Source organism: Curvibacter sp. CHRR-16, assembly GCF_018474005.1.
In the GTDB taxonomy this organism is placed as follows: domain Bacteria; phylum Pseudomonadota; class Gammaproteobacteria; order Burkholderiales; family Burkholderiaceae_C; genus Allorhodoferax.
Genome location: NZ_JAHCSH010000001.1, coordinates 355483 through 380608 on the forward strand (window position 1 = coordinate 355483; position 25126 = coordinate 380608).

Consider the following 25126-nt stretch of genomic DNA (forward strand, 5'->3'; position numbering starts at 1 on the left):
CGTAGGCGTTGAAAGCGTTTACACGCCTTGCTTCAAGCTCGCTTCGATGAACACGTCTAGGTCGCCGTCCAGCACCTTTTGGGTGGCCGAGACTTCGACGTTGGTGCGCAGGTCCTTGATGCGGCTGTTGTCCAGCACGTAAGAGCGGATCTGGTGGCCCCAGCCCACATCGGTCTTGCTGTCTTCCAGTTTTTGCTGTTCGGCTTGGCGCTTGCGCAGCTCGTGGTCGTACAGGCGCGAGCGCAGGCGCTTCCACGCCACGTCGCGGTTGCTGTGCTGGCTGCGGCCGTCTTGGCACTGCACCACGATGCCGGTGGGGATGTGGGTCAGGCGCACGGCCGAGTCGGTCTTGTTGATGTGCTGACCACCAGCGCCGCTGGCGCGGAAGGTGTCGGTGCGCACGTCGGCGGGGTTGATGTCGATCTCGATGCTGTCGTCGATCTCGGGGTACACAAACACCGAGGCGAACGAGGTGTGGCGGCCGCCCGAGCTGTCAAAGGGGCTCTTGCGCACCAAGCGGTGCACGCCGGTTTCGGTGCGCAGCAGGCCAAAGGCGTATTCGCCTTCGATCTTGATAGTGGCGCTCTTGATGCCTGCGGTGTCGCCGTCGGTGATGTCTTCCACCGTGGCAGTAAAGCCTTTGCGCTCGGAATACTTCAGGTACTGGCGCAGCAACATGCTGGCCCAGTCGCAGGCCTCGGTGCCACCCGCACCGGCTTGGATGTCCAAGAAGCAGGGCAGGGGGTCAGCCGGATTGTTGAACATGCGGCGAAATTCCAAACCCTCCACCACTTTGGACAGCTTGGCGGCTTCTTCTTCGATGGTGAGCAGACCGGCTTCGTCGCCGTCTTCTTTGCTCATCTCGAACAGTTCGGAGTTGTCGCCAATGTCGCGCAGCAGGTCGTCAATGACCATGACCACGCCTTCGAGCGCTTTTTTCTCTTTGCTCAGTTCTTGGGCGCGCTTGGGGTCGTTCCAAACGGCAGGGTCTTCCAGCGCGGCATTGACGGTGCGCAGGCGGTCGGCCTTGGCATCGTAGTCAAAGATACCCCCGTAACTCTTGCGTCCGCTGGTTCAGGTCGGACAAGGAGTTGCCAATGCTGTTGATGCGCTCTGCTTCGATCATGGTGTGTTCTCGTTGTAGTCAATAGGGGAAAGGCGCGATTTTCGCATGGCGTTGCCGCCCTGAGCGCCGAGCAGAAAAAAACGGCAAGGCTTTGCAGCGCTTGCCGTCAAGTTGCTCTGACTACTGACACAAATCGGTACGCTAAGCCCTTGGCTTTAACGGAACAAACCTTGAAACCAGTTGCTAAACACCGGGGTGGTGCGCGCCAAAGGGCGGTTGCTGCGTGGTTTCGTGGCCTCTTCGGTGGATTCTTGTCCGGTGGCAGAGCGCAGGTTTTGGCTGGCTTTGCGCAGGCAAGGGGAATTGAGGGTGATGGGGGTGCTGCCCACGTTGCGCAGGCTGTCGTTGCAGTCGGTGTCGGCCATGGCCAGCAGCGCCCACTCGGCATGGCCGCCACTGGTGAGGCTGCCAATCGGCTGCGTCGCGCTTTGTGCTTGGGCCTGGGCCGCCAAGCTGCATGCGGCCAGCACAACAGCGCTGGTGCGGGCGACTGTACGGTGGGGGTGGTGTTGCATGCTGCTCTCCTGTGAAGCTGTTGGAGTCGATTCTGCGCAGATCCGCGCCAAACTAAAGCCCAATAAGTGGCTTAAAACCAGCCTAATCAGGGGCTTTCGTGCGCCGCTACACTGCGCTGCATGAAAACCACCCAACTTGGCAAGAGTGACCTGCAGGTCACGCCCATCTGCTTGGGCACCATGACATTTGGCGAGCAAGTGGACGAAGCCACGGCCCACCGTATCCTGAGCCGCAGCCTGGAGCGCGGCGTGAACTTTTTGGACACGGCCGAGATGTACGCGGCGCCGCCACGCGCCGAGACCTTCAATGTGACCGAGCAAATCATCGGGCGCTGGCTGGCAGCCAAACCCAGCGCCCGTGACAAACTGGTCATCGCCACCAAAGTGGCAGGCCCCTCGCGCGGTATGCCGTGGATTCGCGGTGGTAGCGCCAATCTGACCGAGCAAGACATTCTGGAGGCCTGCGACGGCAGCCTGCGCCGCTTGCAGACCGATGTGATTGACCTCTACCAAATCCACTGGCCCGTGCGCCATGTGCCCGCTTTTGGCATGCAGTACTTTGACCCGCAAAAAGACCCGCAGGGGCTGGCCAGCATCGAAGAGCAGTTGCGTGCCCTGGACAAGCTGGTGCGTGCGGGCAAGGTACGAGCTGTTGGCTTGTCCAACGAAACGCCCTATGGCGTGCACGAGTTTGTGCGCTTGGCCGAGCAGCATGGTCTGGCCCGCGTGGCCACGGTGCAAAACCCGTACTGCCTGATCAACCGCTCGTACGAGAACGCGCTGGACGAAACCTGCCACCGCTTGGGCGTGAGCCTGCTGGCCTACTCGCCGCTGGGTTTTGGTTTGCTCACGGGCAAGTACGACACCAGTGGCTTTACCGGCCCAGGCGCTCCTGAAGGTGCGCGCATGCAAAAGTTTGCCTCCACCCGTGGCCAGCGCTGGGGACGTGCGGCGTCTTTGGCCGCCGCCAAGCGCTACAACCAACTGGCGCGTGACAATGGTCTGACACCGACCCAGCTAGCGCTGGCGTTTTGCTACACCAAGTGGCAGGTGGCCAGCACCATCATTGGTGTGACCAGCGTAGCCCAGCTCGATGAAGACTTGGACGCATGGGGCAGCACCCTGAGCCCAGAGGTACTGGTCGCTATCGACCAGATTCGCCATGAGCACTGGGACCCAGCCATCTAAACCCGTGCACCCACGGCGCTGGGGGCTTGCTGGGCCTGCTGGCAAGGCCTTGGCTTGTGCTATAGGCATGGCTGTCAGTCTGTGGGCTAGCGGCGCAGAGGCTTATGAACCCGCTACACCTTACGCGCTACAGCCAGACAGCCCCCGCAGCCTAGAGAGCAGTGTGGGTTGGTATGCAGGCATTTACCACGATGCCGAGCCTGCCGGTGCCATAGCTGGGCGGGCCAACTACCAAGACCAGTACATGCTGGCTCTCACGGGCACCACCACGCTGTGGAAGTCCGACACCTGGCCCGTCTCCATTGAGCTCGATGGCATGCTGGGCCAGCAGTGGGGCTTGGCCAATGTGACCGAGTTCTCCGTGGCACCTGCTTTGCGTTGGGGTGGTCTGCCCTGGCGCGATGTGCTGCGCACCGATGTGCGCTTGGCACCGTTGGGTTATTCCTACACCAGCGAAGTGGGGCCTTTGGAGCGAGGCCCCGAGGGGCAGGGCAGCCGCACGCTCAACTTTTTGTTCGTCGAAGTGGCGTTTTCACGACCCCAAACCCCTCAAAACGAGTGGTTTGTGCGCCTGCACCACCGTTGTGCGATATACGATCTGCTCAATAACTACGGTGCCAACGGGGAAGACTTTCTGACCTTTGGTTTTCGCAAACGGTTTTAAGGAGGCAAGCATGGATGCATGGTGGAGCACCCCCGTGGTGTGGTGGGTGTTGGTGGGCATTGCTGTATTGGCAGAGCTCATTACCGGTACGTTTTATCTGCTCATGGTGGCAGTGGGTTTGGCCGCTGGCGCGCTGGCAGCCCATGCGGGCTTGGGGCTGGCACCGCAAATGGTGCTGGCTGCTGTGGTGGGCAGTGTGCTGGTGCTGGCTTTGTACCTGCGCCGCAGTCGTTTGGCGGCGCTTGCGCCATCGGCCCAAGCCAACCCGGATGTGCAGCAAGACGTGGGGGCCGTGGTGCACGTGGACCATTGGCATGCCGATGGTACGGCCCATGTGCAGTACCGTGGCGCGCAGTGGACGGTGCAGCACCACGGATCAGCCCCTCTGCACAGTGGTCAGCACCGCGTGGTGCAAGTGGTGGGCAATCGCCTGCTGGTAGAAGCTATTTAAGGAGACAGTCATGGAAATCGCACTCGTACTGCTGGTTATTGCAGCAGCATTCATCATCAAATCGGTCAAAGTCGTGCCGCAGCAGCATGCTTGGGTGGTCGAGCGCTTGGGCCGCTACCACAGCACCTTGGCACCGGGCCTGAACTTCCTCATGCCGTTTGTCGACAAAGTGGCTTACAAGCATTCGCTCAAAGAAATTCCGCTCGATATTGCCAGCCAAGTCTGCATCACCAAGGACAACACCCAATTGCAGGTGGATGGCATCTTGTACTTTCAGGTGACCGATGCACAGCGCGCCAGCTATGGCTCCAGCAACTACCTGATGGCGATTTCGCAGTTGGCGCAAACCTCGCTGCGCTCGGTCATTGGCAAGTTGGAGCTGGACAAGACCTTTGAGGAGCGCGACCTCATTAACTCCAAGGTGGTAGCTGCCGTGGACGAAGCGGCCATCAACTGGGGCGTGAAGGTGTTGCGCTACGAGATCAAAGACCTGACGCCACCGCCAGCTATCCTGCACTCCATGCAAGCGCAGATCACGGCCGAGCGCGAAAAGCGGGCGCTGATTGCCGCCTCCGAAGGCCGCCGCCAAGAGCAGATCAACATTGCTACCGGCGAGCGCGAGGCGTTTATCGCCCGCTCTGAGGGCGAGAAGCAAGCGGCCATCAACCAAGCCCAGGGCGAGGCTGCCTCCATCACCGCCGTGGCCGAAGCCACTGCCATCGCTATTGAGCGCATTGCCAAAGCCATCAACCAACCCGGTGGCCACGAAGCGGTGCAGCTCAAAGTGGCCGAAAAAGCCGTGGACGCCTACAGCCAAGTGACCAACAAGGCCAACAGCACCCTCATCGTGCCCAGCAATATGAGCGATGTGTCGGCCCTCATCACCTCGGCCATGAAGATGGTGCAAGTCGGTAAGTAAAGCGCGCTGCGCATAACAACCACAGGAGACCACCATGCGGGTGCTGATAACCGGAGGAGCGGGTTTTATGGGGTCGCATATGGCCCAAGCCCTGCAGGCGGCCGGGCACAGCGTGCTGGCCGTGTCGCGCCGCAGTGGGGTGGATCAGTCGCTGCTGACCACACCGGCCCAGTGGCAGCACTTGCTGCAGGGGGTGGATGCGGTGGTCAATTGTGTGGGCATCATTGGCGAGCGGGGGACGCAGCGGTTTGACACCGTGCACCACCAAGCGCCAGCAGCCTTGTTTGCTGCCGCGCACGCCCAGGGTATACGCCGCATGGTGCAAATATCGGCTTTAGGAGCCGATGAACACGCTTTCACCCCCTACCAGCGCAGCAAACGGGCGGCCGACGATGCCCTGCGCGCGCTGGATGCCGATTGGCTGGTGCTGCGACCCTCCATGGTCTATGGCAAGGGGGGCAGCAGCACGGCCATGTTTGTGCGCATGAGCAGCTTGCCCGTGATCTCGGTGTTGGGTAATGGCCAGCAGTTGCTGCAGCCCGTGCATGTGAGCGATGTGGCAGCAGCAGTAGTGCGCGCCATCGATGCGCCAGCGGGCAGTCCACTGCTGCGCCGCACCGTCGATGCGGTGGGCCCGCAGGTCTATACCCTGCCGCAGTGGCTGCAGACGCTGCGCCAAGCCCGCGGCAAGGGGCGTGCCCTGCAAATGCCCGTGCCGTGGTCGCTGGTCATGGCCAGCGCCAGCGTGCTGCGCTATGTGCACCCCGTCTTTCACCCCGACAACTTGCGCATGCTGCAAGCCGGTGCGTGTGCCGATGCCACCGGGTTTACCGAGCTGCTGGGCAGAGCGCCCAAGGGGTTTGAGGCGGGTTTGGTTTAAAGGAATGTGGGGTGGCCAGTTTGATAGTCGATGCCAATTACCGTTTTATCGCCGCCTATAACGAGGTCAATACCCGTATTGCCCAACGCCAGCAAGCGCTGGCCTTGTATGTCAGTTTGGTCGTGAGCTTGTTGGCCGCTGTGGTGGCACTGCGCTCTGCAGGGGCTGCGGCGCAAGCGCCCATTGAGTGGTTGGTGTTGGGCTTTCCCGTGGTGTCCTTGTGCTTTGCTTTTCTCAATTACAAAGCGGAGCGCGCTTTGACCAACCTGCGCCTGTTTCTGGCGCAATTGGAGCAGTTGGGCGGCGCCAATGAGCAATTGCCGAGCTACAACACAGACCCCGCGTGGTCTTTGGGCGCCAACAGAGCCCGTCGCTTTCACGACTACTCCGTGGCTTTGTTGGTTGTTTCGTGCAATGCCATTGGTTTGGGGGCTGCCAAAACCATTTTCCCGCAGCGCTTTAGCGATGCGCCGGCATTCTTGTGGGCAGCGGGTGCTTTGGCACTGCTAGCTCTGTGGGTAGTCTTGAGGACTCCGCAGTGGCACTATTCCCCCGGGAAAACGCTGCCATAGAGGCTAGTGGGGCCCCAAACAACAAACCCCGGAAAAGATGCCGCATAGTATGGAACGGCCAGCATAGAACATGGTAGATGCCAATATGGCGTTAATTTGTTTTTGATGTGCACCGCTTGTTCAACGGGGTATGGTATTTGCAATTGCCTGTGCCAGACTTCCATTGGGTTGAGAAAGGAGCGAACTTCAGTTGCGCTTGGTTGGGGGCTGGGTAAGGGGCATTGCTTTCGTTTTTCTCTTTTACCGAAGGCTCTGGTTGTACTTGTCTAAAGCCGAGAGCAAGTTTTTGGATTTACCCAGTTCTTGAGTGAGGTTTTGGGCAGCGCTCATCTCTTGACTGGTCAGCTTTGGGGCCAATGCATCGCGCTGTTTCAAAGCATAGGCAGAGTCAGCAGCGCTCAGGTTGTACAGGGCATAAGCCACCACTTTGTTGGCAGGAAGACCTTTGCCGTTTTCGTACATTTCCCCAAGCTTGTATTGCGCACGGACATGGTTTTGGTCAGCGGCGAGGCGGTACCACTTGACGGCTTCCTTGTAGTCCTGCGGTACGCCTTGGCCTTTGGTGTACATCACTCCAAGGTTGTTTTGCGCAAAAGCATCGCCTTGGTCAGCGGCGAGGCGGTACCACTTGAGTGCTTCTTTGTAGTCCTGCTGGACGCCTTGGCCATTGTGGTACATCACTCCAAGGTTGTTTTGCGCAGAAGCATCACCTTGGTCAGCGGCGAGGCGGTACCACTTGACGGCTTCTTGGTAGTCCTGCGGTACGCCTTGACCATATTTGTAACTCACTCCAAGGTTGTTTTGCGCAGAAGCATCACCTTGGTCAGCGGCGAGGCGGTACCACTTGACGGCTTCTTGGTAGTCCTGCGGTACGCCTTGGCCATTGTGGTACATCGTTCCAAGGCTGTGTTGCGCAGCAGCGTCGCCTTGGTCGGTGGCCAATCGGAACCACTTGACAGCCTCCTTGTAGTCCAGCGGTACGCCTTCGCCTTTGGCGCACATCAACCCAAGGTTCAATTGCGCAGCAGCGTAGCCTTGGTCGGTGGCCAATCGGAACCACTTGAGTGCTTCTTTGTAGTCCTGCTGGACGCCTTGACCATTGTGGTACATCACTCCAAGGTTGTTTTGCGCAGAAGCATAACCTTGGTCAGCGGCGAGGCGATACCACTTGACTGCTTCCTTGTAGTCCTGCGGCACGCCTTGGCCTTTGGTGTACATCACTCCAAGGTTGTTTTGCGCAGCAGGGTTGGCTTGCTCTGCCATGAACTCTGCAAGCGCTGTTTTGTAGTCTTTCGCCTTTAGGGCAGCTTTACCCTCCTTAACCCCGGCGTGGGCCCAGCAAGACACAACGACAAGTGCCAAGGCGGCAAGCAATTTGCGGTTCAACATGACTTCTTTAATTGTTTTAAAACGTGTATTTTCTGGTTGTTGCGTTGGGATAAGCCTCAGTTTTGCGCCAATCTCTTTAGCTGGTACAGCGCATCGAGCGCCTCGCGGGGGCTCAGTGCATCGGGGTTGATGGCGGCCAAGGCTGCATCCAAGGCGCTGCCGCTGGCGGCTGGCTCGACCGGGGCGGCGGCAAACAGGTCGATCTGCGCTTGGTTCTGGTTGGCCTGGGTTTCCAGGGCTTCCAGCGTGTGGCGGGCTTGGTGCAGCACGCTGCTGGGCATGCCGGCCAGGCGGGCTACCTGAATACCGTAGCTGCGGCTGGCCGGGCCGGGTTCTATGGCGTGCAAAAACACGATGTCGTGTCCGGCTTCGGTGGCGCTCACATGCACGTTTTGCGCGGCGTGGTGCTTGGCGGGGAATTCGGTCAGCTCAAAGTAGTGCGTGGCAAACAGGGTGAAGGCCTGCGTTTTGTCGTGCAGCTGCCCGGCGATGGCCGAGGCCAGCGCCAGTCCGTCAAAGGTGCTGGTGCCGCGGCCGATTTCGTCCATCAGCACCAGGCTGTGCGCGGTGGCACTGTGCAGTATCTGCGCGGCCTCGGTCATCTCCAGCATGAAGGTGGACTGGGCGTTGGCCAAGTCGTCTGCCGCGCCGATACGGGTGTGGATGGCGTCGATAGGCCCCAAGCGGCAGGCTTGCGCGGGCACGTAGCTGCCCATGCTGGCCAGCAGCACGATGAGGGCGACTTGCCGCATGTAGGTCGATTTACCGCCCATGTTGGGGCCGGTGATGATTTGCATGCGTTGGCGCGGCCCCAGGTGCGTGTCGTTGGCGATGAAGGAGCCACTGGACAGCTCGGCCAAGCGCGCTTGCACCACGGGGTGGCGGCCTTGGGTGATGTCTATGCACGGCTCGGCCACAAACTGGGGCTGGCACCAGTCCAGCGTGAGCGAGCGTTCGGTCAGCGCGCACAGCGCGTCCAACGCGGCCAGGGCTTGCGCCACGCGGCTGAGTTGGGCAATGTGGCTTTGCAGTGCGTCCAGCACTTGTTCGAACAGCCATTTCTCGCGTGCCAGCGCACGCTCTTGGGCGCTCAGGGCTTTGTCCTCAAACGCTTTGAGTTCGGGCGTGATAAAGCGCTCGGCGTTTTTCAGCGTCTGGCGGCGGCGGTAGTCCTCGGGCACTTTGTCCAACTGGCCGCTGCTCACCTCTATATAAAAGCCGTGCACTTTGTTGAACTGCACGCGCAGGTTGGCAATGCCGGTGCGCTCGCGCTCTTGCACTTCCAGTTTGAGCAAGAAGGCGTCGCTGTTGGTTTGGATGGCGCGCAGTTCGTCCAGTTCGGCATCAAATCCGTTGGCGATAACGCCACCATCGCGCACCAGCGCGGCGGGTTCGGGGTGGATGGCGCGCAGCAGCAGGCTGAGCGCCTCGGCAGGCGGTTGCAGTTCGTTGGCCAGGTGCTGCAAATAACTGCCATCGAGCTGCAGAGCGCACAGGTATTGCTGAAGCTGCTCTGTTTTTTGTAGCGTGCAAGCCAGAGCCACCAGCTCGCGTGGGCGTACTTGGCGCAATGCGGTGCGGGCGGTAATGCGCTCCACATCGGCGCAGCCTTTGATATGGCCGCGCAGTTGCTGCCACAACTGGCCGTGCTGGCCTTCGCGCAGGGTGTGGATGGTGTGCAGGCGGTGGCGTGCCTCGGTGCGCTCGCGCAGGGGCTGCAAGAGCCAGCGCTTGAGCGTGCGGCTGCCCATGCCGGTCATGCAGGTGTCCAGCAGGCTAAACAGGGTGGGGCTGTCTTCGCCGCGCAGGGTCTGCACCAGTTCTAGGTTGCGGCGGGTGGTGGCGGGCAGGTCTATCAACGCCTCCTCGCGCTGCACGCGCACGGCGTGCAGGTGGCGCAGGGTACGGCCTTGGGTGTGTTCGGCATAGGCCAGCAGGGCAGCGCTGGCAGCGTGGGCCAGTGGCAGGTCTTGCGCATGCCAAGCGGCCAAGCTGGCCGCTTGCAGGGATTCGAGCAGCTTGCGCTGGCCCAGTGCGGCGTCAAACTGCCACGCGGCGCGGGCCGTGAGGTACAGGCCGCTGAGTTGGTGGCGCAGTTTCTTGAGGCGCTCTTCAAACGCGGTGGTGCAGTCGCTGCTGTAGGCCAGTTCGTTGGGCTGGATGCGGGTGATCCAGCTGCCCACTTCGTCGCTGGCGCATTCGGCCAGGTGCACTTCGCCTTGCGTCACGGATAGCCAAGCCAGGCCGCAGCGGTTGCGCGGGCCTTGGTGTACCGCCATCAGCACGGGGTCGGTTTTGTCGTGCAGCAGTTCGGCATCGGTCAGGGTGCCGGGGGTGACCACGCGCACCACTTTGCGCTCCACCGGGCCTTTGCCGCCCACTTCGCCCACTTGCTCGCAGATAGCGACCGATTCGCCCAAGCGAATCAGCTTGGCCAGATAGCCCTCCATGGCGTGAAAGGGCACGCCCGCCATCTGAATAGGCTGCCCGGCCGACTGGCCGCGGGTGGTCAGGGTGATGTCCAACAGGCGCGCTGCTTTTTCGGCGTCGCCATAAAACATCTCGTAAAAGTCGCCCATGCGGTAGAAAAGCAGCGTGTCCGGATGCTGGGCCTTGAGGCTTAAGTACTGCTGCATCATGGGGGTGTGGGCAGCCAATGCAGGATCAAGCGGGGCGGCGTTTTCGGGCGTGGACATGGAAGGTAGAAACGCTAAATAGCAAACGAGAAAGACAGCATTGTGCCGTTGACAATCGGCCCGTGCGGGCAGGCTGGCGGCCAGAAGGGGGTATTTATGTGTTTACATAAATTTGCATAAAAGGGGGCGTTTGTGGCAAGCTCTTTCTTCTAGCGTACGCACAAGAGCCAGGGGATTGCTTGCAAAACCATAACACTATTGCCCTCCAGCAGGTGGAGGAGGAGCTGAAACACTTCGCCGGCTTGGCGCGCTTTGATCAATCGGTTGAAGATGCTTACGAAGCCTACATAGCCCCAGACCGCGCACGACAAGTTTTTGGGATTGGTCTGGCCATGTTGTGCTTGATGAATTTGTTTCTCATCAACGATTACTTCGTCCGTCCAGAATTGTTTGGTTTTGCCGTTGCCATGCGCTTGGGATTGGTCACGGTGCCAGGGCTGGTCATGTTGTGGTTGGTGCGCTATGGCATCAGTGCCCGTTGGCGCGAAATCAATGCGTGGACCTGCTTCACGCTGGTGCATATCGCCGTGGCGCTGATTTTTTGGCAAACACGCAGTGCCTTTGCCAATTACGATGGTTACGTGATGGCGCTGACGATGCTGGCCAGCAATATCGTGGTGCCTTTGTACTTTCGCACCTGTGTGTGGATTTCCATTACAGGTGTTGCTGTGATGAGCATGGCCATCGCATTCCATCCAACGGTTACTTTGGAGGCCAAAGCGGCTGCGCTGGTTTCGTATGTTTTAACAACAATATTCACTTTACTGACAAATTACCGATTAGAAGTGGCCAATAGGCGCAATTTTTTGGTAACGCTTCGTGATCAGTTGCGAGTGAATTTAACGCAGGAACTCAACCGTCTTTTGGCCCATGCATCCAATACCGATGTGCTGACCCAGTTGCCCAATCGACGCCATTTCGAGGAGGTTTTCGCCCAATGCTCGCGCATGGGGGATACAGCTGCCAAAACCATGGCAGTGCTCATGATCGATGTCGATCATTTCAAGCAGTACAACGACACATGGGGTCATCCGCAAGGGGATGTATGTTTGCGCCAAGTGGCGCAGGTGATTCAGTCGCAAATTCGCGCAGGTGGCGATGTGGCTGCCCGCATGGGGGGCGAAGAGTTTGCTGTACTGCTCTTGGATGCTGATTTACAAGAAGCTTGGAAGACTGCCGAGCGCATTCGTTGGGCGGTGGCACAAGCGTCCATAGTGGCACAAGCCAGTGAGCAAACCCACAGGGTGACGGTCAGCATCGGTTTAGCCTTGGGGCACGGCGCGCAACCGGATTTGATAAGCAATATGCTGGTGCGCGCAGATACCGCGCTGTACCAAGCCAAACGTGCTGGCCGCAACAACGTGCAGGTAGACCATGTCAGCCTGCAGTTGGTGCGCGAGCATGCCGCGGCTTAAGGTCGCAGCGCAGCTATCCAGCCAGCCAGTACTTTGTCTTGGCTGTAGTCAGTGGCTTGGTTGTCGCTTAGCTGACGGCGTTTGTCGTTGACGACGGCACCGGGGCCCGTGTTTTTGTATTCCCAAAAGCGCGCATCTTCGGGTTTGAAGATGGCGCTATTGCTGCCATCCTTGGCCGTGCCTGCCATGGCGTCCCAGCCCATAGGCATGATGTGGTCGTCCATAAAACACGCAATGAACACGCTGCTGCCCACGGCATTGGGGTCGGCATAGCGGCCATCGGCAAAAGTGCGGGTGGGGTGCCATGGGCGTCCCAGTGCATAAGAGTTGGCAGGCACTTGGGCGTTTTCTTTGACCAGTTTGCAGCGGAAAAATACCAAGCCGTATGCTTGATTTAGCGATGTACTGGGAGCTGTGACATAGCCCAAGGGCTCGGATCCCTTGCGTTTGCGGGGGCGGCAAATGATCTGGCAGTTTTCAAAAAAACTCTGGCCAGCGCCAAAAATAAAGTCGATGTGGCCGCTGATGGCACAGTCAGTGAAGTAACTGCGCCCAGCATCGGTGAAAACGGTATCTTGGTAGCCCAGCAAAGTGACACCACGCAACATGCAGCGATCGGACTGTCCTTCCGTTTTCAGTGCCACCGCTTGGGGGCCGCGGTTGTAGCTCGGGTCGGTCGGGGCTTTGGCTTCGTTGGCAGGGTAGTTAAAGCCATTTTCTATGGTGAGGTTTTGGGCGCTGAAGTCGCTGGCAGTTACGGTAACAGTGGCTGAACCCGAAGTGCCCCATTTGCCCCCACCGGGTTTGTCGGCCCCATTGCTGGCGTCGAAGGTGATGATGGTTTTGTCACGGCTTTCACCGTACAAAGCCATGAAGGGTTTGTGGATGCTGGGTTTCTCGTAATAGCGACCGTTGCGAATGTAAATAACCCATGGTTCGGTGCGGTCTGCGGGTGCCGCCTCCAGCGCGGCTTGCAGCGTTGTCCAGGTGGCAACATCGTTGACTACGGTGCCTGGTGTGCCTTTGAAATGGCGGTCCACGATGGCATGGGCCGTGGGCATCGCCGATGGCAAAGAGGCGCAGCCTTGCAGCCATGCAGCGGTTGTGCCCAGTCCCATCCAGGCCAAAGTGGTGCGGCGGCTCATCTCCATGTTCATGCGGTATTCCTTGCTTTTAGAAACTCCAGCCTGCCAGCACCTTCTCGGCACTGTACTGGCTGGCCTGACTGGCATCCAATTGCCGGCGGCGTGGGCTTGACTGTGCCCCAGGCCCCGTATTGTGGTACTCGTAAAAACGCGAGTCTTCGGGGCGGAACACGGTGCGCTCGGTTCCTGTCTTGGGGGTGCCTGTCATGGAGTCCCAGCCGTTGGCAGTGATGTGATCGTCCATGAAGCATTCTATAAAGACGCTGCTGCCAATGGCGTTGGGATCGGCATAACGCCCATCGGCAAAGGTGCGTGTGGGATGCCATGGACGGCCCAGAGGGCTGGATGCATGCCCTACATCGTTGCTTTCTTTCAACAACTTGCAGCGGTAAAAGACCAAGCCGTAAGCTTGCTCGATGGAGGTGCTGGGCGCTGTCACGTAGCCCACGATGCTGGGCTTGGGGTAGCGGGGTCGGGTGATGATGTCGCAGGCGTTGAAAAAGCTCTGGCCTGCGCCAAAAATGAAGTCGATATGCCCGCTGATGCTGCACTGGTCAAAGTAGCTGCGCCCGGCTTCGGTGAACAAGGTGTCTTGGTAGCCCGTGATGGTGAGGTTGGCAAAGAGGCTGCAGTCCGCACCTTTGTCCGTCATCAGCGCCACGGCTTGCGGGTCGCGCTGGTAACTGGGGTCTTTGCGGTCTTTTTTGTCGTTGCTGGGAAAGTCGTAGTCATTGGCCACCGTCATGTTGGTGGCGGTGAAGTGAGGTGCTTGCACCAACAGGGTGGCGCAGCCAAATGTAGTCCATGTACCGCCGCTGGGTTTGGCCAAGCCTGAATAAGCGTTGTAAACCAAGACTGTGCTCTGGCGGTTCTCGCCAGCCAAGTGCACATGCGCACGGGTGATATGCAGTTTTTCGCGGTACACGCCCGGGCGAATCCACACTATCCAAGGAACAGAGGCCTGGCTGGGCGCAGCATCCAAGGCGGCTTGGATGGTGTTCCACGTGGGTTTCCCTGCCAGCAGCGCGCCCGGTGTGCCGGTGTAGTGGGCGTCCACTACCGCGTTGGCAGTCGTTGCGGTCACGGCAGTGGCGGTGCTAGCCCAGCTGGGCAGCGTAGTACCCAAAGACCATGCGCTGGCGGTGGTAAGTAGCATGCGGCGGGAAAAAAGCATTGGTGCTTTCGGGCTTGTGTCTCAGGTGTTGCGCGCCACGCTCAGGCCCGCAAAGCTTTGGGCGACCGGCATGAGCTCAATGACGTTGATGTTGACGTGCGGTGGCAGGCGGTGCGCCCAGTGCACGGCTTCGGCCACGTCCTCTGCGGTCAGCGCTTGCACGCCTTCGTATACCGCGGCGGCTTTGGCATCGTCGCCTTTGAAGCGCACGTTGGAAAACTCGGTGCCGCTGCATAGGCCGGGTTGGATATCGGTCACGCGCACACCGGTGCCCGACAAGTCGGCACGCAGGTTGAGGCTGAACTGGGTCACATAGGCTTTGGTAGCGCCGTACACGTTGCCACCGGGGTAGGGGTATTTGCCAGCAATAGAACTGAGGTTGATCACATGCCCTTGGCCGCGCTCCACCATGTGGGGCAGTACGGCGCGGGTCAGGCGGGTCAGGCCCACGATGTTGGTTTGGATCATGGTTTCCCAGTCGTCCAAATTGGCTTGCGGGGCTTTTTCCAGGCCCAGTGCCAAGCCAGCGTTGTTGACCAGCAATTGCACACTGGGCAGTAGCGGTTGGATGGCTTCCAAACTCTCAGTGCTGGTCACATCCAGTTGCACAGGCACGATGTTGTCACCGTACTCTTGGCGCAACTGCTCCAACGCCTCTAGGCGGCGCGCAGCCGCCAGCACGCGGTAGCCACTTTGCACCAGACGGATAGCAATGGCGCGGCCAAAACCAACGGATGCGCCAGTGACCAAAGCGGTGGGGAGAGTGGAAACGGTGGTGCTAGACATGGGTGAATCTCCAGAAATGCCAAAACGCAATCCTATAGCGCGTTTCTGGAGGTTTTCACCTGCTGGGGATTTATCGGCCCCAGTTTTCCACTTCGGCAAAGCGCGGTGGTTGGCATCCCACGCGTGTGCAGTTGATAGCGGCGGCCACCATGGCATTGCGCAGGGTGGTGGGGGCCCGTTCGGCGGGAGCGGCATCGTCTAAGGCCCAGTCGCCCAAACAATTGCCCCAGAAGGTGTCTCCAGCGCCTACGCTGTCGGCTACAGCAATACGGGGGCAGTCGTCTTCACACGACTGGCCATTGACTGACAACCATGCGCCCGCGGCACCGTATGTGAGTGCCAAGCGGCTGCATTGGGGGGCCAGATCAAGCAGGTTTTGCGCGGTCGTGGCGGCGGTGCTGCGCTCGGCTTTGCCAAACTGCAGCAACTCGATGTCTTCGTCACTGGCCTTGATCCAATGCGCCAGCGGCACAATGCGGCGCACCGCTTGCACATAGGCTTGCAAATCGGGAGCCAGTTTGGGGCGCATGTTCACGTCAAGGCTAATAGTCCAGCCCGCTTGCAAGGCCGCCTCAATGACTTGCAAGGTGCGCTCAGCCTCGGTGGGCAGCAGCATCAGCGAACCGGTGTGCAAAATACCTGCAGGCTGCTGTTGCAGCAGGGTGCACACCGCTGCCAAGTCGTAGTCGCGGTCGGCAATGCCTTCGCGGTAAAAGCCGTAGCTGGGTTGCCCCATGCGATCAATTTGCACCACCGCCAAGGAGGTGGGCTTGTTGCTTTTGCCTCCTAAGGGTGTGACATGATCGGCGTGCAGGGTGTCTAGCAACTGTTGGCCAAACAAATCGGTGGAGAAGGGGTTTAAAAATCCCACCTCTGCCCCGCGGCGAGCGGCCGCACGGGCCATGTTAAAGGGGCTGCCGCCTTGCAGCGGACGCAAGTTACCATCTGGCTGGGCTACGCAATCCATCAGCGCCTCACCCAGCACCCAAATCGTTTTCTTCATAAGTCGTCCTCGTGAAGCGGCCATAATAAATTAATCCCCCGTAACCCTTTTGTATCTGGAGACTGCCATGCTCAAAGGCATAGACCCCTTGCTGACCCCCGAACTTTTGCACCACCTGTGCGCCATGGGGCATGGCGAGTGGGTGGTGGTGGCTGACGCCAATTTCACGGCCGACATGCTGGCCCAAGGCAAGGCGCTGGTGCGCATTCCGGGGCATTCGCTGGAGCGCGTGTCGCGCGCTATCTTGTCGGTATTTCCCTTGGCTGAAGATGTGGAAAAACCCGTGGCTTTTATGCACGTGAGCGGCGCAGAGCCCAACTTTCGCACCGAAGCCCAGCAGTCTGTGGTGCAGTTGGCCACCGTCCATGGCGTAGCAGGTAGCCGCGTCGAGCCTGTGGAGCGCTTTGCGTTTTATGACAAGGTGAAGGGGGCCAGCCTGATTGTCCAGTCGGGTGAAACCACGGCTTACGGCAATGCCATGTTTTGCAAAGGCGTGATTCTGTGATTTTGGAGCTGCAAGAAATCCTCTATAGCCAAGGCTTTGGCACACGGCGTGTGTGTGCTGGACTGATCCAGCAAGGCAAGGTGCAGGTGTATGCGGATAATTCGGCTGTAGAGCCCGTCCCTGTTGCTGATGCAGCTACAGAATTTGTAGCAGATGGACTGCGTTTTCGGGTCATGGGCGTGGACTGGGCCTACCATGAAAAGGCCTATGTGTTGCTGCACAAACCCGCTGGCACCGAGTGCTCGCAAAAACCTTCGGCTTGGCCCAGCATCTATACCTTGCTGCCCGCACCCCTGCGCAGCCGCCCCCAAAAAGGCGCGGTGCAGGGTGTGCAAGCAGTGGGGCGCTTGGACCAAGACACCACGGGCATGCTTTTGCTCACCGACGATGGCACTTTCATTCACCGCATGAACTCCCCCAAGCGCCACGTGCCCAAGGTGTACGAAGTAACCCTCAAACACGCGGTCGAGCCCGCGCTGGTGCAGCGTCTGCTCAGCGGGGTAGTGCTGGACGATGATCCGCAGCCCGTGCGCGCCGCAGCCTGCGAGGCCTTGGATGCGCAGCGCATTGCCCTGACTTTGACCGAGGGCAAATACCACCAAGTCAAACGCATGGTGGCAGCCGCTGGCAACCGGGTAGAGGCTCTGCACCGCAGCCAAATTGGTAGCATGCAGCTCCCGCCCGATTTGGCCCCTGGCCAGTGGCGCTGGTTGTCGCCCACCGAGTTGCAGGCTGTGCAAACCGCTGTGCCAGCCTGAGCGGGACACCGCTTTTACGTGAAGGAGAAGCCATGCTGGGTGTGTTAGATGCCTTCTGGCGCTCTGCGCTGTACTGCCTGCGCTTGCGGGTTATCGTTTTGTCTTTGGTGCCCTTCGTGGGCATGGCCCTGATGACGGGGCTGGCTGCGTATTTCTTTTGGGAGCCCGCGGTGGATGCGGTTCGCATCTGGCTGGGTGGCTCCGCGGCGCTGGAAACCATTTGGGGCTGGCTTAGCTCGCTGGGCTTGGCCCAAGCCAAGGTGGTAATGGCCCCGCTGTTGGTGGTTTTGTTGGCCACTCCCGTCATCGTGACGCTAAGCCTGATTTTGGTCGCCGTGTTCATGGTTCCGCGCATCGTCAACATGGTGGCGCACAGCCGTTTCCCCAGCATGGAACGCCAGCAGGGGGGGAACTGGTGGCTTAGTTTGGCATGGGGTATAGGATCTTTGCTCATGGCGATTGGTGCCATGGTGGTGACCATGCCGCTGTGGCTTATTCCGCCGCTGCTGCTGCTGCTGCCACCGCTCATTTGGGGCTGGTTGACCGCGCGCATCATGTCTTACGATGCGCTCACCGATCACGCCAGCAGCGTGGAGCGTCGCATCATTTTGCGTCGCCACCGCATACCGCTGCTTGTCATGGGGGTGGTGGTGGGCTACCTCAGTGCTTTGCCCAGCATGATGTGGACGCTGGGTGTCACCACCGTCTACATGGCACCACTGCTCATTCCCATAGCCATTTGGCTCTACACCGCCGTATTTGTGTTTTCCACGCTCTGGTTCGTGCACTTTTGCTTGGCCGCTTTGCACCAGTTGCGTTTGCAAATTCCACCCAGCACCCAACTGCCGGTGATGGACGATGTGGTAGGAGGTTCTGTATGAAGTTTGGTGCCATCATCATTGGCGATGAAATCCTCTCGGGCAAGCGCAAAGACCAGCATTTGTCCAAAGTCATTGAACTGCTGGGGGCCAAAGGCCTGCAGTTGGCTTATGCCGAATACTTGGGCGATGACCCAGACCGCATCACCGCTGCTTTGCAGCGCGCTTTCGCCTCGGGCGATGTGCTGTTCTCGTTTGGTGGCATAGGCTCTACGCCCGATGACCACACTCGCCAGTGCGCCGCCCGTGCTTTGGATGTGCCTTTGGTGCTGCACCCGGAGGCTGAGGCTTTGATTACCGAGCGCATGCGCGAGATGGCGGCCCAGAAAGGCGAGGCGCTAGACCCCACCAGCGAGGTGCACCAGCACCGCCTGAATATGGGGCGTTTCCCCTTGGGGGCCGACATCATCCCCAATAGCTACAACAAAATTCCGGGATTTCGCTGTGCAGGCCCTGCTGGTGGGCATGTGCATTTCGTGCCTGGATTCCCCGTTATGGCGTGGCCCATGGTCGAATGGGTGCTCAATACCCACTACGCGCACTGTTTTGTGCAGGGCGCGTGGCTGGAAAAATCGGTCATTTTGCAAGGTGCTATGGAAGCTGCGCTCACCCCGCTGATGCAGCAATTGGAGCAGCGTCACCCTGTGCGCGTGTTCAGTTTGCCCAGCGTGGATCACCCCCAATGGGGCCGCCATGTGGAGCTGGGTGTCAAGGGCACACCAGCTGAGGTGGAAACAGCGTTCTCTGAAATGGTGCAGATGCTGCAAGCTGCACAATGCCCAATATGCACCGAATTGGTTCGCAATCATTGATGCACCAAAGCAATGCATTGCGTGCTGCACCAAATTAGTAACATCAAACCAAGGCACAATGCCCGTGCCTTGGGATGTGGCCCGTGCAGGTCTGGCACAAAAGCTGCATCAAACACAGGGCAAATTCTTTTCACAACCGTGTAACAGGAGTATCTGATGGCCAAGACCGTCGCAGACGTGATGAAACTGGTGAAGGAAAACGAAGTCAAGTTTGTTGACTTCCGCTTCACCGACACCCGTGGTAAAGAGCAGCACGTGACCGTGCCAATCTCCGCATTCGACGAAGACAAATTCACATCCGGCCACGCATTCGATGGTTCCTCTATCGCTGGCTGGAAGGGCATTGAAGCCTCCGACATGCAGTTGATGCCTGACCCCAATACGGCCAACATCGACCCCTTCTTTGAAGAAACCACCCTGTTCCTGCAATGCGACGTGGTGGAGCCATCCGATGGCAAGGCTTACGACCGTGACCCACGCTCCATCGCCAAGCGCGCTGAAGCCTACCTCAAGGCCTCCGGTCTGGGCGATACCGCTTACTTCGGACCCGAGCCAGAATTCTTCATCTTTGACGGCGTGCGTTGGTCCAACGAACCCGGCAAAGTCGGCTTTGAAATCGAAGAATACGAAGCCCCCTGGAACTCTGGCAAGGTGCTCGAAGGCGGCAACCGTGGCCACCGTCCCACCACCAAGGGCGGCTACTTCCCCGTGCCTCCCGTTGACAGCACGCAAGACATGCGCGCTGAAATGTCCCTGATCCTCGAATCCTTGGGCATTCCAGTCGAAGTGTTCCACCACGAAGTGGCTGGCGCTGGTCAAAACGAAATCGGTACCAAGTTCTCCACACTGGTTGAGCGCGCTGACTGGACTCAGGTTCTGAAGTACGTGGTCTGGAACGTGGCCAACGCCTACGGCAAGACTGCCACCTTCATGCCCAAGCCCTACGCTGGCGACAACGGTTCCGGTATGCACGTGCACCAGTCCATCTGGAAAGACGGCAAGAACCTGTTCGCAGGCGACGGCTATGCTGGTTTGAGCGATTTCGCTCTGTACTACATCGGCGGCATCATCAAGCACGCCCGCGCACTGAACGCCATCACCAACCCCGGCACCAACAGCTACAAGCGCTTGGTTCCTGGCTTTGAGGCTCCAGTGAAGCTGGCTTACTCCAGCCGCAACCGCTCTGCTTCTATCCGTATTCCTTTTGTGGCTAACCCCAAAGGTCGTCGTATCGAAGCACGCTTCCCCGATCCATCAGCCAACCCCTACCTCGCTTTCTCTGCATTGATGATGGCAGGTTTGGACGGCGTGGAAAACAAGATCCATCCCGGCGAAGCCGCTACCAAGGATCTGTACCACCTGCCACCAGAAGAAGACAAACTGGTGCCAACCGTGTGCCACAGCTTGGATCAAGCCCTCGAGTACTTGGACAAGGATCGCGCATTCTTGACCAAGGGTGGCGTGTTCACCGACAGCATGCTGGATGCCTACATTGAGCTGAAGATGGGTGAAGTGACCCGCTTCCGCATGGCTCCTCACCCTGTCGAGTACGACATGTACTACTCGCTGTAAGGCGCTTGTGTAGCGTAAAGCCCAAGGCTGCGCTGCAAAAAAGAAGGACGGCAGCCGCCGTCCTTTTTTGTTAGACGCAATGCAGGCATACTTGGGAGCGCTGATTGAGCGACGTTGTTAACAGATTGTTGGACATGAAATTGCACCTTGTAACTGCTGCGGTATGGACTCTTTGGGCGCTTGGCACAGCCAATGCCCAAGACCGCATTTACCGCTGTGGTAACGAGTACACCAACCAAGTGTCTGAAGCGCGGGCCAAAGACTGCAAGCTGATTTCGGGTGGTTCTGTCACCATCGTGCAAGGCACCAAGCCTGCAGGTGCAGCCAGCGGCGCTAGCAAAGCCAGTGCATCGGCTACCAGCCCTGCCAATGCCCCCAAAGTCGATACCGCCAGCCAAAAAGCGCGCGATGCCGATGCCCGCCTCATTCTGGAATCCGAGCTCAAGAAAGCCAAAGACCGCCACGCCGAGCTGCTCAAGGAATACAACAATGGCGAGCCCGAGCGATTGGGCCCCGAGACACGCAACAACCAGAAGTACTTGGATCGCGTGGCCTCGCTCAAAGATGCCATTGCCCGCAACGAAGAGGACATGGCCAGCATCCAGCGCGAGCTCAACCGCTTGCCCTGAGCGCAGCCCCCTGTCCAGCCATTGCAAAGGAGCACATGGTGGAGATGGAACGTTTTCATATTCTGGACAGTCTGGCCACACTGGTAGTGGCAGTGCAGGTAGATGCCCAGGTGCTGTGGGCCAATGCCGCCTTGGAAGACATGTTGGCCATATCGCGCCGCAGCTTGATTGGGTCGAGCTTGTTTGATTTGGTCACGGACGGCCCCACCTTGCTATCTGCCTTAGAAGGTGTGAATGACCACCAAATGGAAGCACTGCGTTTTGACGGCATGCTGCGCCGCCATGCGCAGGAGCCTATGCACGTGCATGTGCTGGTCACACGCTTGGACCAAGCCGACCAACTGCTGGTGGAGTTTTTGCCACTGGAGCAGCAAACCCGCCAAGAGCGCGAAGAGCGGCAAGCCGAGCAAGCCCAAACCAACAAAGAGCTGGTGCGCAATTTGGCGCACGAAATCAAAAACCCCTTGGGGGGTATTCGTGGTGCTGCGCAGTTGCTGGAGATGGAAATTGACTCCAGCGAGCTCAAGGAATACACCCGCGTCATCATCCACGAGGCAGACCGTCTGCAAAGTTTGGTAGACCGATTGCTCGCCCCGCACCGCCGCCCCCACGTGGTAGGCGATGTGAACATCCACGAAGTGTGTGAACGGGTGCGCTCTTTGGTGTTGGCCGAGTTTCCCCGTGGCCTGCGTGTGGTGCGTGACTACGACACTTCTTTGCCTGAGTTCCGGGGTGATCGTGAGCAACTGATTCAGACCGTGCTCAACATCGCGCACAACGCTTGCCAAGCGCTGGGTGACTCCATTGCACGCGGTGAAGCCGTCATCACATTTCGTACGCGCATAGCCAGACAAGCAACGCTGGGCAAGCAACGCTATCCCTTGGCATTGGAATTGCATGTCATTGACAACGGACCGGGAGTTCCCGATTCGATCAAAGACCGCATCTTTTACCCACTGGTCTCAGGGAGGGACGGGGGCTCAGGATTGGGGCTGACATTGGCACAAACCTTTGTTCAGCAACACCATGGCACGATCGAAGTGGAGAGCGAACCGGGCTGTACGGATTTCAAAATTTTGATTCCTTTGCCTTGAACCTTATTACACCTAGAAAGAGCGCCGCATCATGAAGCCCATCTGGATCGTAGACGATGACCAATCCATACGCTTCGTGTTGGAAAAGGCGCTATTGCGCGAGCAGTTGCCCACCCGCAGCTTTTCCAACACCCGCGACGTGCTCACCGCCCTCATGACCGCGGCCGACGAAGACGGCCCCCAAGTGCTGGTGAGCGATATCCGCATGCCTGGTGGATCTGGCCTTGAACTGCTGGAAAAAGTGAAGGCCAAGATGCCGGGCTTGCCTGTCATCATCATGACGGCCTTCTCTGACTTGGACAGCGCTGTGAGCGCTTTCCAAGGCGGCGCGTTTGAATACCTGCCCAAGCCGTTTGACTTGCCCAAAGCGGTGGAGTTGATCCGCCGCGCGGTGGACGAAAGCCAGCGCGAAGAGGTGACGGAAGAAAACCTCGCCGTCGCGCCCGAAATGCTGGGCCAAGCCCCCGCTATGCAAGACGTGTTTCGCGCCATTGGCCGTCTCTCGCAAAGCAATGTGACGGTGCTCATCACGGGCGAATCGGGTTCGGGCAAAGAACTGGTGGCCCGTGCGCTGCACAAGCATTCACCCCGCGCCGGTGGCCCTTTTGTGGCGATCAACACAGCAGCCATTCCCAAAGACTTGCTCGAGAGCGAACTCTTTGGCCACGAACGGGGTGCTTTTACCGGCGCACAAACCATGCGCCGTGGCCGTTTCGAGCAAGCCGAGGGCGGAACCTTGTTCTTGGATGAAATCGGCGACATGCCGTTTGAGCTGCAAACGCGCTTGCTGCGCGTGCTCAGCGATGGCAACTACTACCGCGTGGGCGGGCACAGCGCCATCAAGTCCAATGTGCGCGTCATAGCCGCCACGCACCAGAACTTGGAGCAGCGCGTCAAAGACGGGGGCTTTCGCGAAGATTTGTTTCACCGCCTCAACGTGATCCGCTTGCGCTTGCCCGCTTTGCGCGAGCGCAAAGAGGATGTGTCCATGCTCACGCGCCACTTCTTGCAGCAAAGCGCGCAGCAGTTGGGGGTGGAGCCCAAGCGCATTTCGGATGCGGCATTGGCTTGGTTGGAGGGCTTTTCCTTCCCCGGTAACGTGCGCCAGTTGGAGAACATTTGCCACTGGCTCACCGTCATGGCACCTGCACAAGTCATCGAGCGCAAAGACCTGCCGCCAGAGGTGAGCTTTGGGCGGGATGGCAGTGCTGAGGCGGGTGCCACTGCAAGTGGCCAGTCTTCGGTGGCCAGCACAGCTAGCTTGGCCTCCAGCATGCCTGCGGGTTTGCCAGCGGGCCCTGGCGGAGACTATTTGGCCACGTCTGAAGCGACGCCTGCTAGCGCCCCCGCGCCCCTGCACGTGTCCGCACATGCGCCAGCCAGTGTCCCCGGCGCAGCCAGCCAAGCCAACGTGGCAGGCGACTGGGAAAGCCTGCTAGAGCAAGAAGCACATGCCTTGTTGGATGCCAACAACCCCGAGGTGTGGGACATCCTGACGCGCCGCTTTGAGTCACGCCTGATCCACGCTGCGCTGGCTGCAACCAAAGGGCGCCGCATCGAGGCCGCGCAAAAGCTGGGCATTGGCCGCAACACCATCACCCGCAAAATCCAAGAACTGGGTTTGGAATAAACCTAAGCGCCGCGCCGGTGGTCTTGCACCACCAGGCGCTGCGGTGCAAAAGCCTGCTGCAGCACTGGCACACAAGCGTGCGGATCGCAGGCCCCGCACATGAACACATCCACCGCCGCAAACCCGCGCTCAGGCCACGTGTGGATGCTGATGTGCGACTCGGCCAGCAACAGCACCCCCGTCACCCCTGTGCCCGCACTACCAAAGCCTGCTGGTACTTCCGAACTTTGCGTGTTTTGTGCACTGGCAGCCGCTTGAAAGTGGTGCAAATGGCAGTGCAGCACCGTTGCCCCTGCTGCCTGTGCCGCCTGCAGCAGCGCTTGCTCGATGTGCGCCACATCGTCCAACTGCTGCGCACCCCACAGGTCTATGAGCAAGTGGGTGCCAGCGGCTGCAGCCATTGGCTCTTCTGGTGTTGTGGGCTGCTTGTGCAGGGGAGGGCGCATGGCAGGGTGCGTGTGCTCTACAGCTTTTTTACGCCACCGTCAGCACCACCGGCGTGTGGTCGCTGGGGCGCTCGTTCTTGCGGGGGGCTTTGTCCACCGCGCAGGCGCTCAGGTGCGGCAGCAGGGCGGTGCTGGCCAGAATGTGGTCGATGCGCATGCCCCGGTTGCGCCGAAATCCCAAGTCGCGGTAGTCCCACCAGGTGTAGGTTTTGGGCGGTTGCTCAAAGCGGCGCAGCGAGTCGGCCAAACCCAGGTCGATGAGCGCTTGCAGGTGCTCGCGTTCCTCGCGCGTGCAATGGATGGTGTCGCGCAGACCTTCGGGGTCCCAGACGTCGGCATCGTCAAAGGTGATGTTGTAGTCGCCCATGAGCAGCAGGCGCGGGTGCTGCACCAGTTCTTGGCGCAGCCACTCGCGCAGGGCGTTTAGCCAGTCCATCTTGTAGGCAAACTTGTCGCTGCCCGGTGCTTGGCCATTGGGGAAGTAAGCCCCCACCACGCGCACGCTGTGTGTGCCGTCACCATCGCCTTCGCCCACCGTGGCGCTGATGACGCGGGCCTGCTCATCGGCAAAACCGGGGATGTTTTTCACCACCGCCTGCAGCGGCAGGCGCGAGAGCAGGGCCACGCCGTTGTAGGTTTTTTGGCCGTGCCATGCGCATTGGTAGCCAGCGGCTTGCAGCGCTTCGTGGGGAAACTTGTCGTCGGTGAGCTTGAGCTCTTGCAGCGCCAGCACATCCACGGGCTGCCCTGCTTGCTCTTGGGCGGCCAGCCAGTCCAGTACTTGGGGCAGACGCACGCCCAGAGAGTTCACGTTCCAGGTTGCAAAGCGCATCGGATTTACCTATTAAAAATGGCTGTAGAGCTTATGGGTATTGCTGG

Annotated in this window: 25 protein-coding genes; 15 read left to right on the top strand and 10 right to left on the bottom strand. The window is 59.5% G+C overall.

Translation table 11 applies throughout. The features are described 5' to 3' along the window. Window positions 1-18: 18 nt before the first annotated feature. Both prfB and KIK84_RS01680 read right to left on the bottom strand, forming a co-directional pair. Window positions 19-1123 (bottom strand): peptide chain release factor 2 gene (gene prfB / locus KIK84_RS01675; protein ID WP_214121570.1). Its coding sequence is split into 2 segments (ribosomal slippage): window positions 19-1041 and window positions 1043-1123, totalling 1104 coding nucleotides; the frame shifts between segments, so codons are not numbered across the junction. 158 nt (window positions 1124-1281) lie between these two features. Then, on the bottom strand, window positions 1282-1641 hold the full coding sequence (locus KIK84_RS01680) for a hypothetical protein (protein WP_214121246.1): 360 nt from the start codon (window positions 1639-1641) through the stop codon (window positions 1282-1284). 120 nt (window positions 1642-1761) lie between these two features. Between KIK84_RS01680 and KIK84_RS01685 the strand changes: the two genes are divergently transcribed. From KIK84_RS01685 to KIK84_RS01710, 6 genes are read left to right on the top strand one after another with little or no spacing between them, the layout of a single operon-like run. Beyond that, on the top strand, window positions 1762-2829 hold the full coding sequence (locus tag KIK84_RS01685; RefSeq protein WP_214121247.1) for an aldo/keto reductase: 1068 nt from the start codon (window positions 1762-1764) through the stop codon (window positions 2827-2829). After that, a complete protein-coding gene (locus tag KIK84_RS01690) occupies window positions 2804-3493 on the top strand; it encodes a hypothetical protein (RefSeq protein ID WP_214121248.1) in 690 nt (229 codons plus the stop codon). Before KIK84_RS01685 ends, KIK84_RS01690 begins: the two co-directional genes overlap by 26 nt. 10 nt (window positions 3494-3503) lie before the next feature. Further along, window positions 3504-3944 (top strand): NfeD family protein, encoded by a 441-nt coding sequence (locus tag KIK84_RS01695; RefSeq protein ID WP_214121249.1) that lies wholly within the window; start codon window positions 3504-3506, stop codon window positions 3942-3944. 10 nt (window positions 3945-3954) lie between these two features. Beyond that, window positions 3955-4863 carry an SPFH domain-containing protein gene (locus tag KIK84_RS01700; RefSeq protein ID WP_214121250.1) on the top strand — a complete coding sequence of 303 codons (909 nt, stop codon included), beginning with the start codon at window positions 3955-3957 and terminating at the stop codon, window positions 4861-4863. Window positions 4864-4897: 34 nt separating this feature from the next. Continuing rightward, on the top strand, window positions 4898-5743 hold the full coding sequence (locus tag KIK84_RS01705; RefSeq protein WP_214121251.1) for an NAD-dependent epimerase/dehydratase family protein: 846 nt from the start codon (window positions 4898-4900) through the stop codon (window positions 5741-5743). Between the two features lie 11 nt (window positions 5744-5754). Further along, on the top strand, window positions 5755-6315 hold the full coding sequence (locus tag KIK84_RS01710; protein ID WP_214121252.1) for a hypothetical protein: 561 nt from the start codon (window positions 5755-5757) through the stop codon (window positions 6313-6315). Between the two features lie 240 nt (window positions 6316-6555). Here KIK84_RS01710 and KIK84_RS01715 read toward each other — a convergent pair whose 3' ends face one another. Beyond that, window positions 6556-7578: an SEL1-like repeat protein gene (locus KIK84_RS01715; protein WP_214121253.1), complete on the bottom strand. Its 1023-nt coding sequence runs from the start codon at window positions 7576-7578 to the stop codon at window positions 6556-6558. A 182-nt stretch (window positions 7579-7760) separates the two neighbouring features. Further along, a complete protein-coding gene (mutS, locus tag KIK84_RS01720) occupies window positions 7761-10400 on the bottom strand; it encodes a DNA mismatch repair protein MutS (RefSeq protein WP_250207676.1) in 2640 nt (879 codons plus the stop codon). A 179-nt stretch (window positions 10401-10579) separates the two neighbouring features. On the opposite strand from mutS, the gene KIK84_RS01725 reads away from it, so the two are divergent. Continuing rightward, window positions 10580-11815 (top strand): GGDEF domain-containing protein, encoded by a 1236-nt coding sequence (locus KIK84_RS01725; RefSeq protein WP_214121254.1) that lies wholly within the window; start codon window positions 10580-10582, stop codon window positions 11813-11815. Here KIK84_RS01725 and KIK84_RS01730 read toward each other — a convergent pair. The 4 genes from KIK84_RS01730 to KIK84_RS01745 form a co-directional block, all read right to left on the bottom strand. Further along, window positions 11812-12972 carry a pectinesterase family protein gene (locus tag KIK84_RS01730; RefSeq protein WP_214121255.1) on the bottom strand — a complete coding sequence of 387 codons (1161 nt, stop codon included), beginning with the start codon at window positions 12970-12972 and terminating at the stop codon, window positions 11812-11814. The genes KIK84_RS01725 and KIK84_RS01730 overlap by 4 nt on opposite strands. 16 nt (window positions 12973-12988) lie before the next feature. Then, a complete protein-coding gene (locus tag KIK84_RS01735) occupies window positions 12989-14116 on the bottom strand; it encodes a pectinesterase family protein (protein ID WP_214121256.1) in 1128 nt (375 codons plus the stop codon). A 39-nt stretch (window positions 14117-14155) separates the two neighbouring features. Continuing rightward, on the bottom strand, window positions 14156-14920 hold the full coding sequence (locus KIK84_RS01740) for an SDR family NAD(P)-dependent oxidoreductase (protein WP_214121257.1): 765 nt from the start codon (window positions 14918-14920) through the stop codon (window positions 14156-14158). 70 nt (window positions 14921-14990) lie between these two features. Further along, on the bottom strand, window positions 14991-15923 hold the full coding sequence (locus KIK84_RS01745; protein ID WP_214121258.1) for a PfkB family carbohydrate kinase: 933 nt from the start codon (window positions 15921-15923) through the stop codon (window positions 14991-14993). A 67-nt stretch (window positions 15924-15990) separates the two neighbouring features. Here KIK84_RS01745 and KIK84_RS01750 point away from each other — a divergent pair, with 67 nt between their 5' ends. From KIK84_RS01750 to ntrC, 8 genes are all read left to right on the top strand, one after another. Beyond that, on the top strand, window positions 15991-16428 hold the full coding sequence (locus KIK84_RS01750) for an RbsD/FucU family protein (RefSeq protein ID WP_214121259.1): 438 nt from the start codon (window positions 15991-15993) through the stop codon (window positions 16426-16428). 2 nt (window positions 16429-16430) lie between these two features. Continuing rightward, a complete protein-coding gene (locus KIK84_RS01755; protein WP_214121572.1) occupies window positions 16431-17186 on the top strand; it encodes a 16S rRNA pseudouridine(516) synthase in 756 nt (251 codons plus the stop codon). Between the two features lie 32 nt (window positions 17187-17218). After that, window positions 17219-18067, top strand: coding sequence for an EI24 domain-containing protein (locus KIK84_RS01760; RefSeq protein WP_214121260.1), 849 nt, complete (start codon window positions 17219-17221; stop codon window positions 18065-18067). Then, window positions 18064-18876 (top strand): competence/damage-inducible protein A, encoded by an 813-nt coding sequence (locus KIK84_RS01765; RefSeq protein WP_214121261.1) that lies wholly within the window; start codon window positions 18064-18066, stop codon window positions 18874-18876. Before KIK84_RS01760 ends, KIK84_RS01765 begins: the two co-directional genes overlap by 4 nt. A gap of 156 nt (window positions 18877-19032) precedes the next feature. Beyond that, complete coding sequence (gene glnA, locus KIK84_RS01770; protein ID WP_214121262.1) at window positions 19033-20448, top strand: type I glutamate--ammonia ligase; 1416 nt, start codon at window positions 19033-19035, stop codon at window positions 20446-20448. 134 nt (window positions 20449-20582) lie between these two features. After that, on the top strand, window positions 20583-21077 hold the full coding sequence (locus tag KIK84_RS01775) for a hypothetical protein (RefSeq protein ID WP_214121263.1): 495 nt from the start codon (window positions 20583-20585) through the stop codon (window positions 21075-21077). Window positions 21078-21112: 35 nt separating this feature from the next. Then, complete coding sequence (gene glnL, locus KIK84_RS01780; RefSeq protein WP_214121264.1) at window positions 21113-22171, top strand: nitrogen regulation protein NR(II); 1059 nt, start codon at window positions 21113-21115, stop codon at window positions 22169-22171. Between the two features lie 31 nt (window positions 22172-22202). Further along, window positions 22203-23801, top strand: a complete 1599-nt coding sequence (gene ntrC, locus KIK84_RS01785; protein ID WP_214121265.1) for a nitrogen regulation protein NR(I) — start codon at window positions 22203-22205, stop codon at window positions 23799-23801. Window positions 23802-23803: 2 nt separating this feature from the next. On the opposite strand, the gene speD is transcribed toward ntrC, so the two are convergent. Together speD and KIK84_RS01795 are read right to left on the bottom strand one after the other, a co-directional pair. Continuing rightward, the gene (gene speD, locus KIK84_RS01790) at window positions 23804-24247 is read right to left on the bottom strand and encodes an adenosylmethionine decarboxylase (RefSeq protein ID WP_250207677.1); all 444 of its coding nucleotides are present in this window, start codon (window positions 24245-24247) and stop codon (window positions 23804-23806) included. Window positions 24248-24275: 28 nt separating this feature from the next. After that, window positions 24276-25079: an exodeoxyribonuclease III gene (locus tag KIK84_RS01795; RefSeq protein WP_214121266.1), complete on the bottom strand. Its 804-nt coding sequence runs from the start codon at window positions 25077-25079 to the stop codon at window positions 24276-24278. Window positions 25080-25126: the final 47 nt, after the last annotated feature.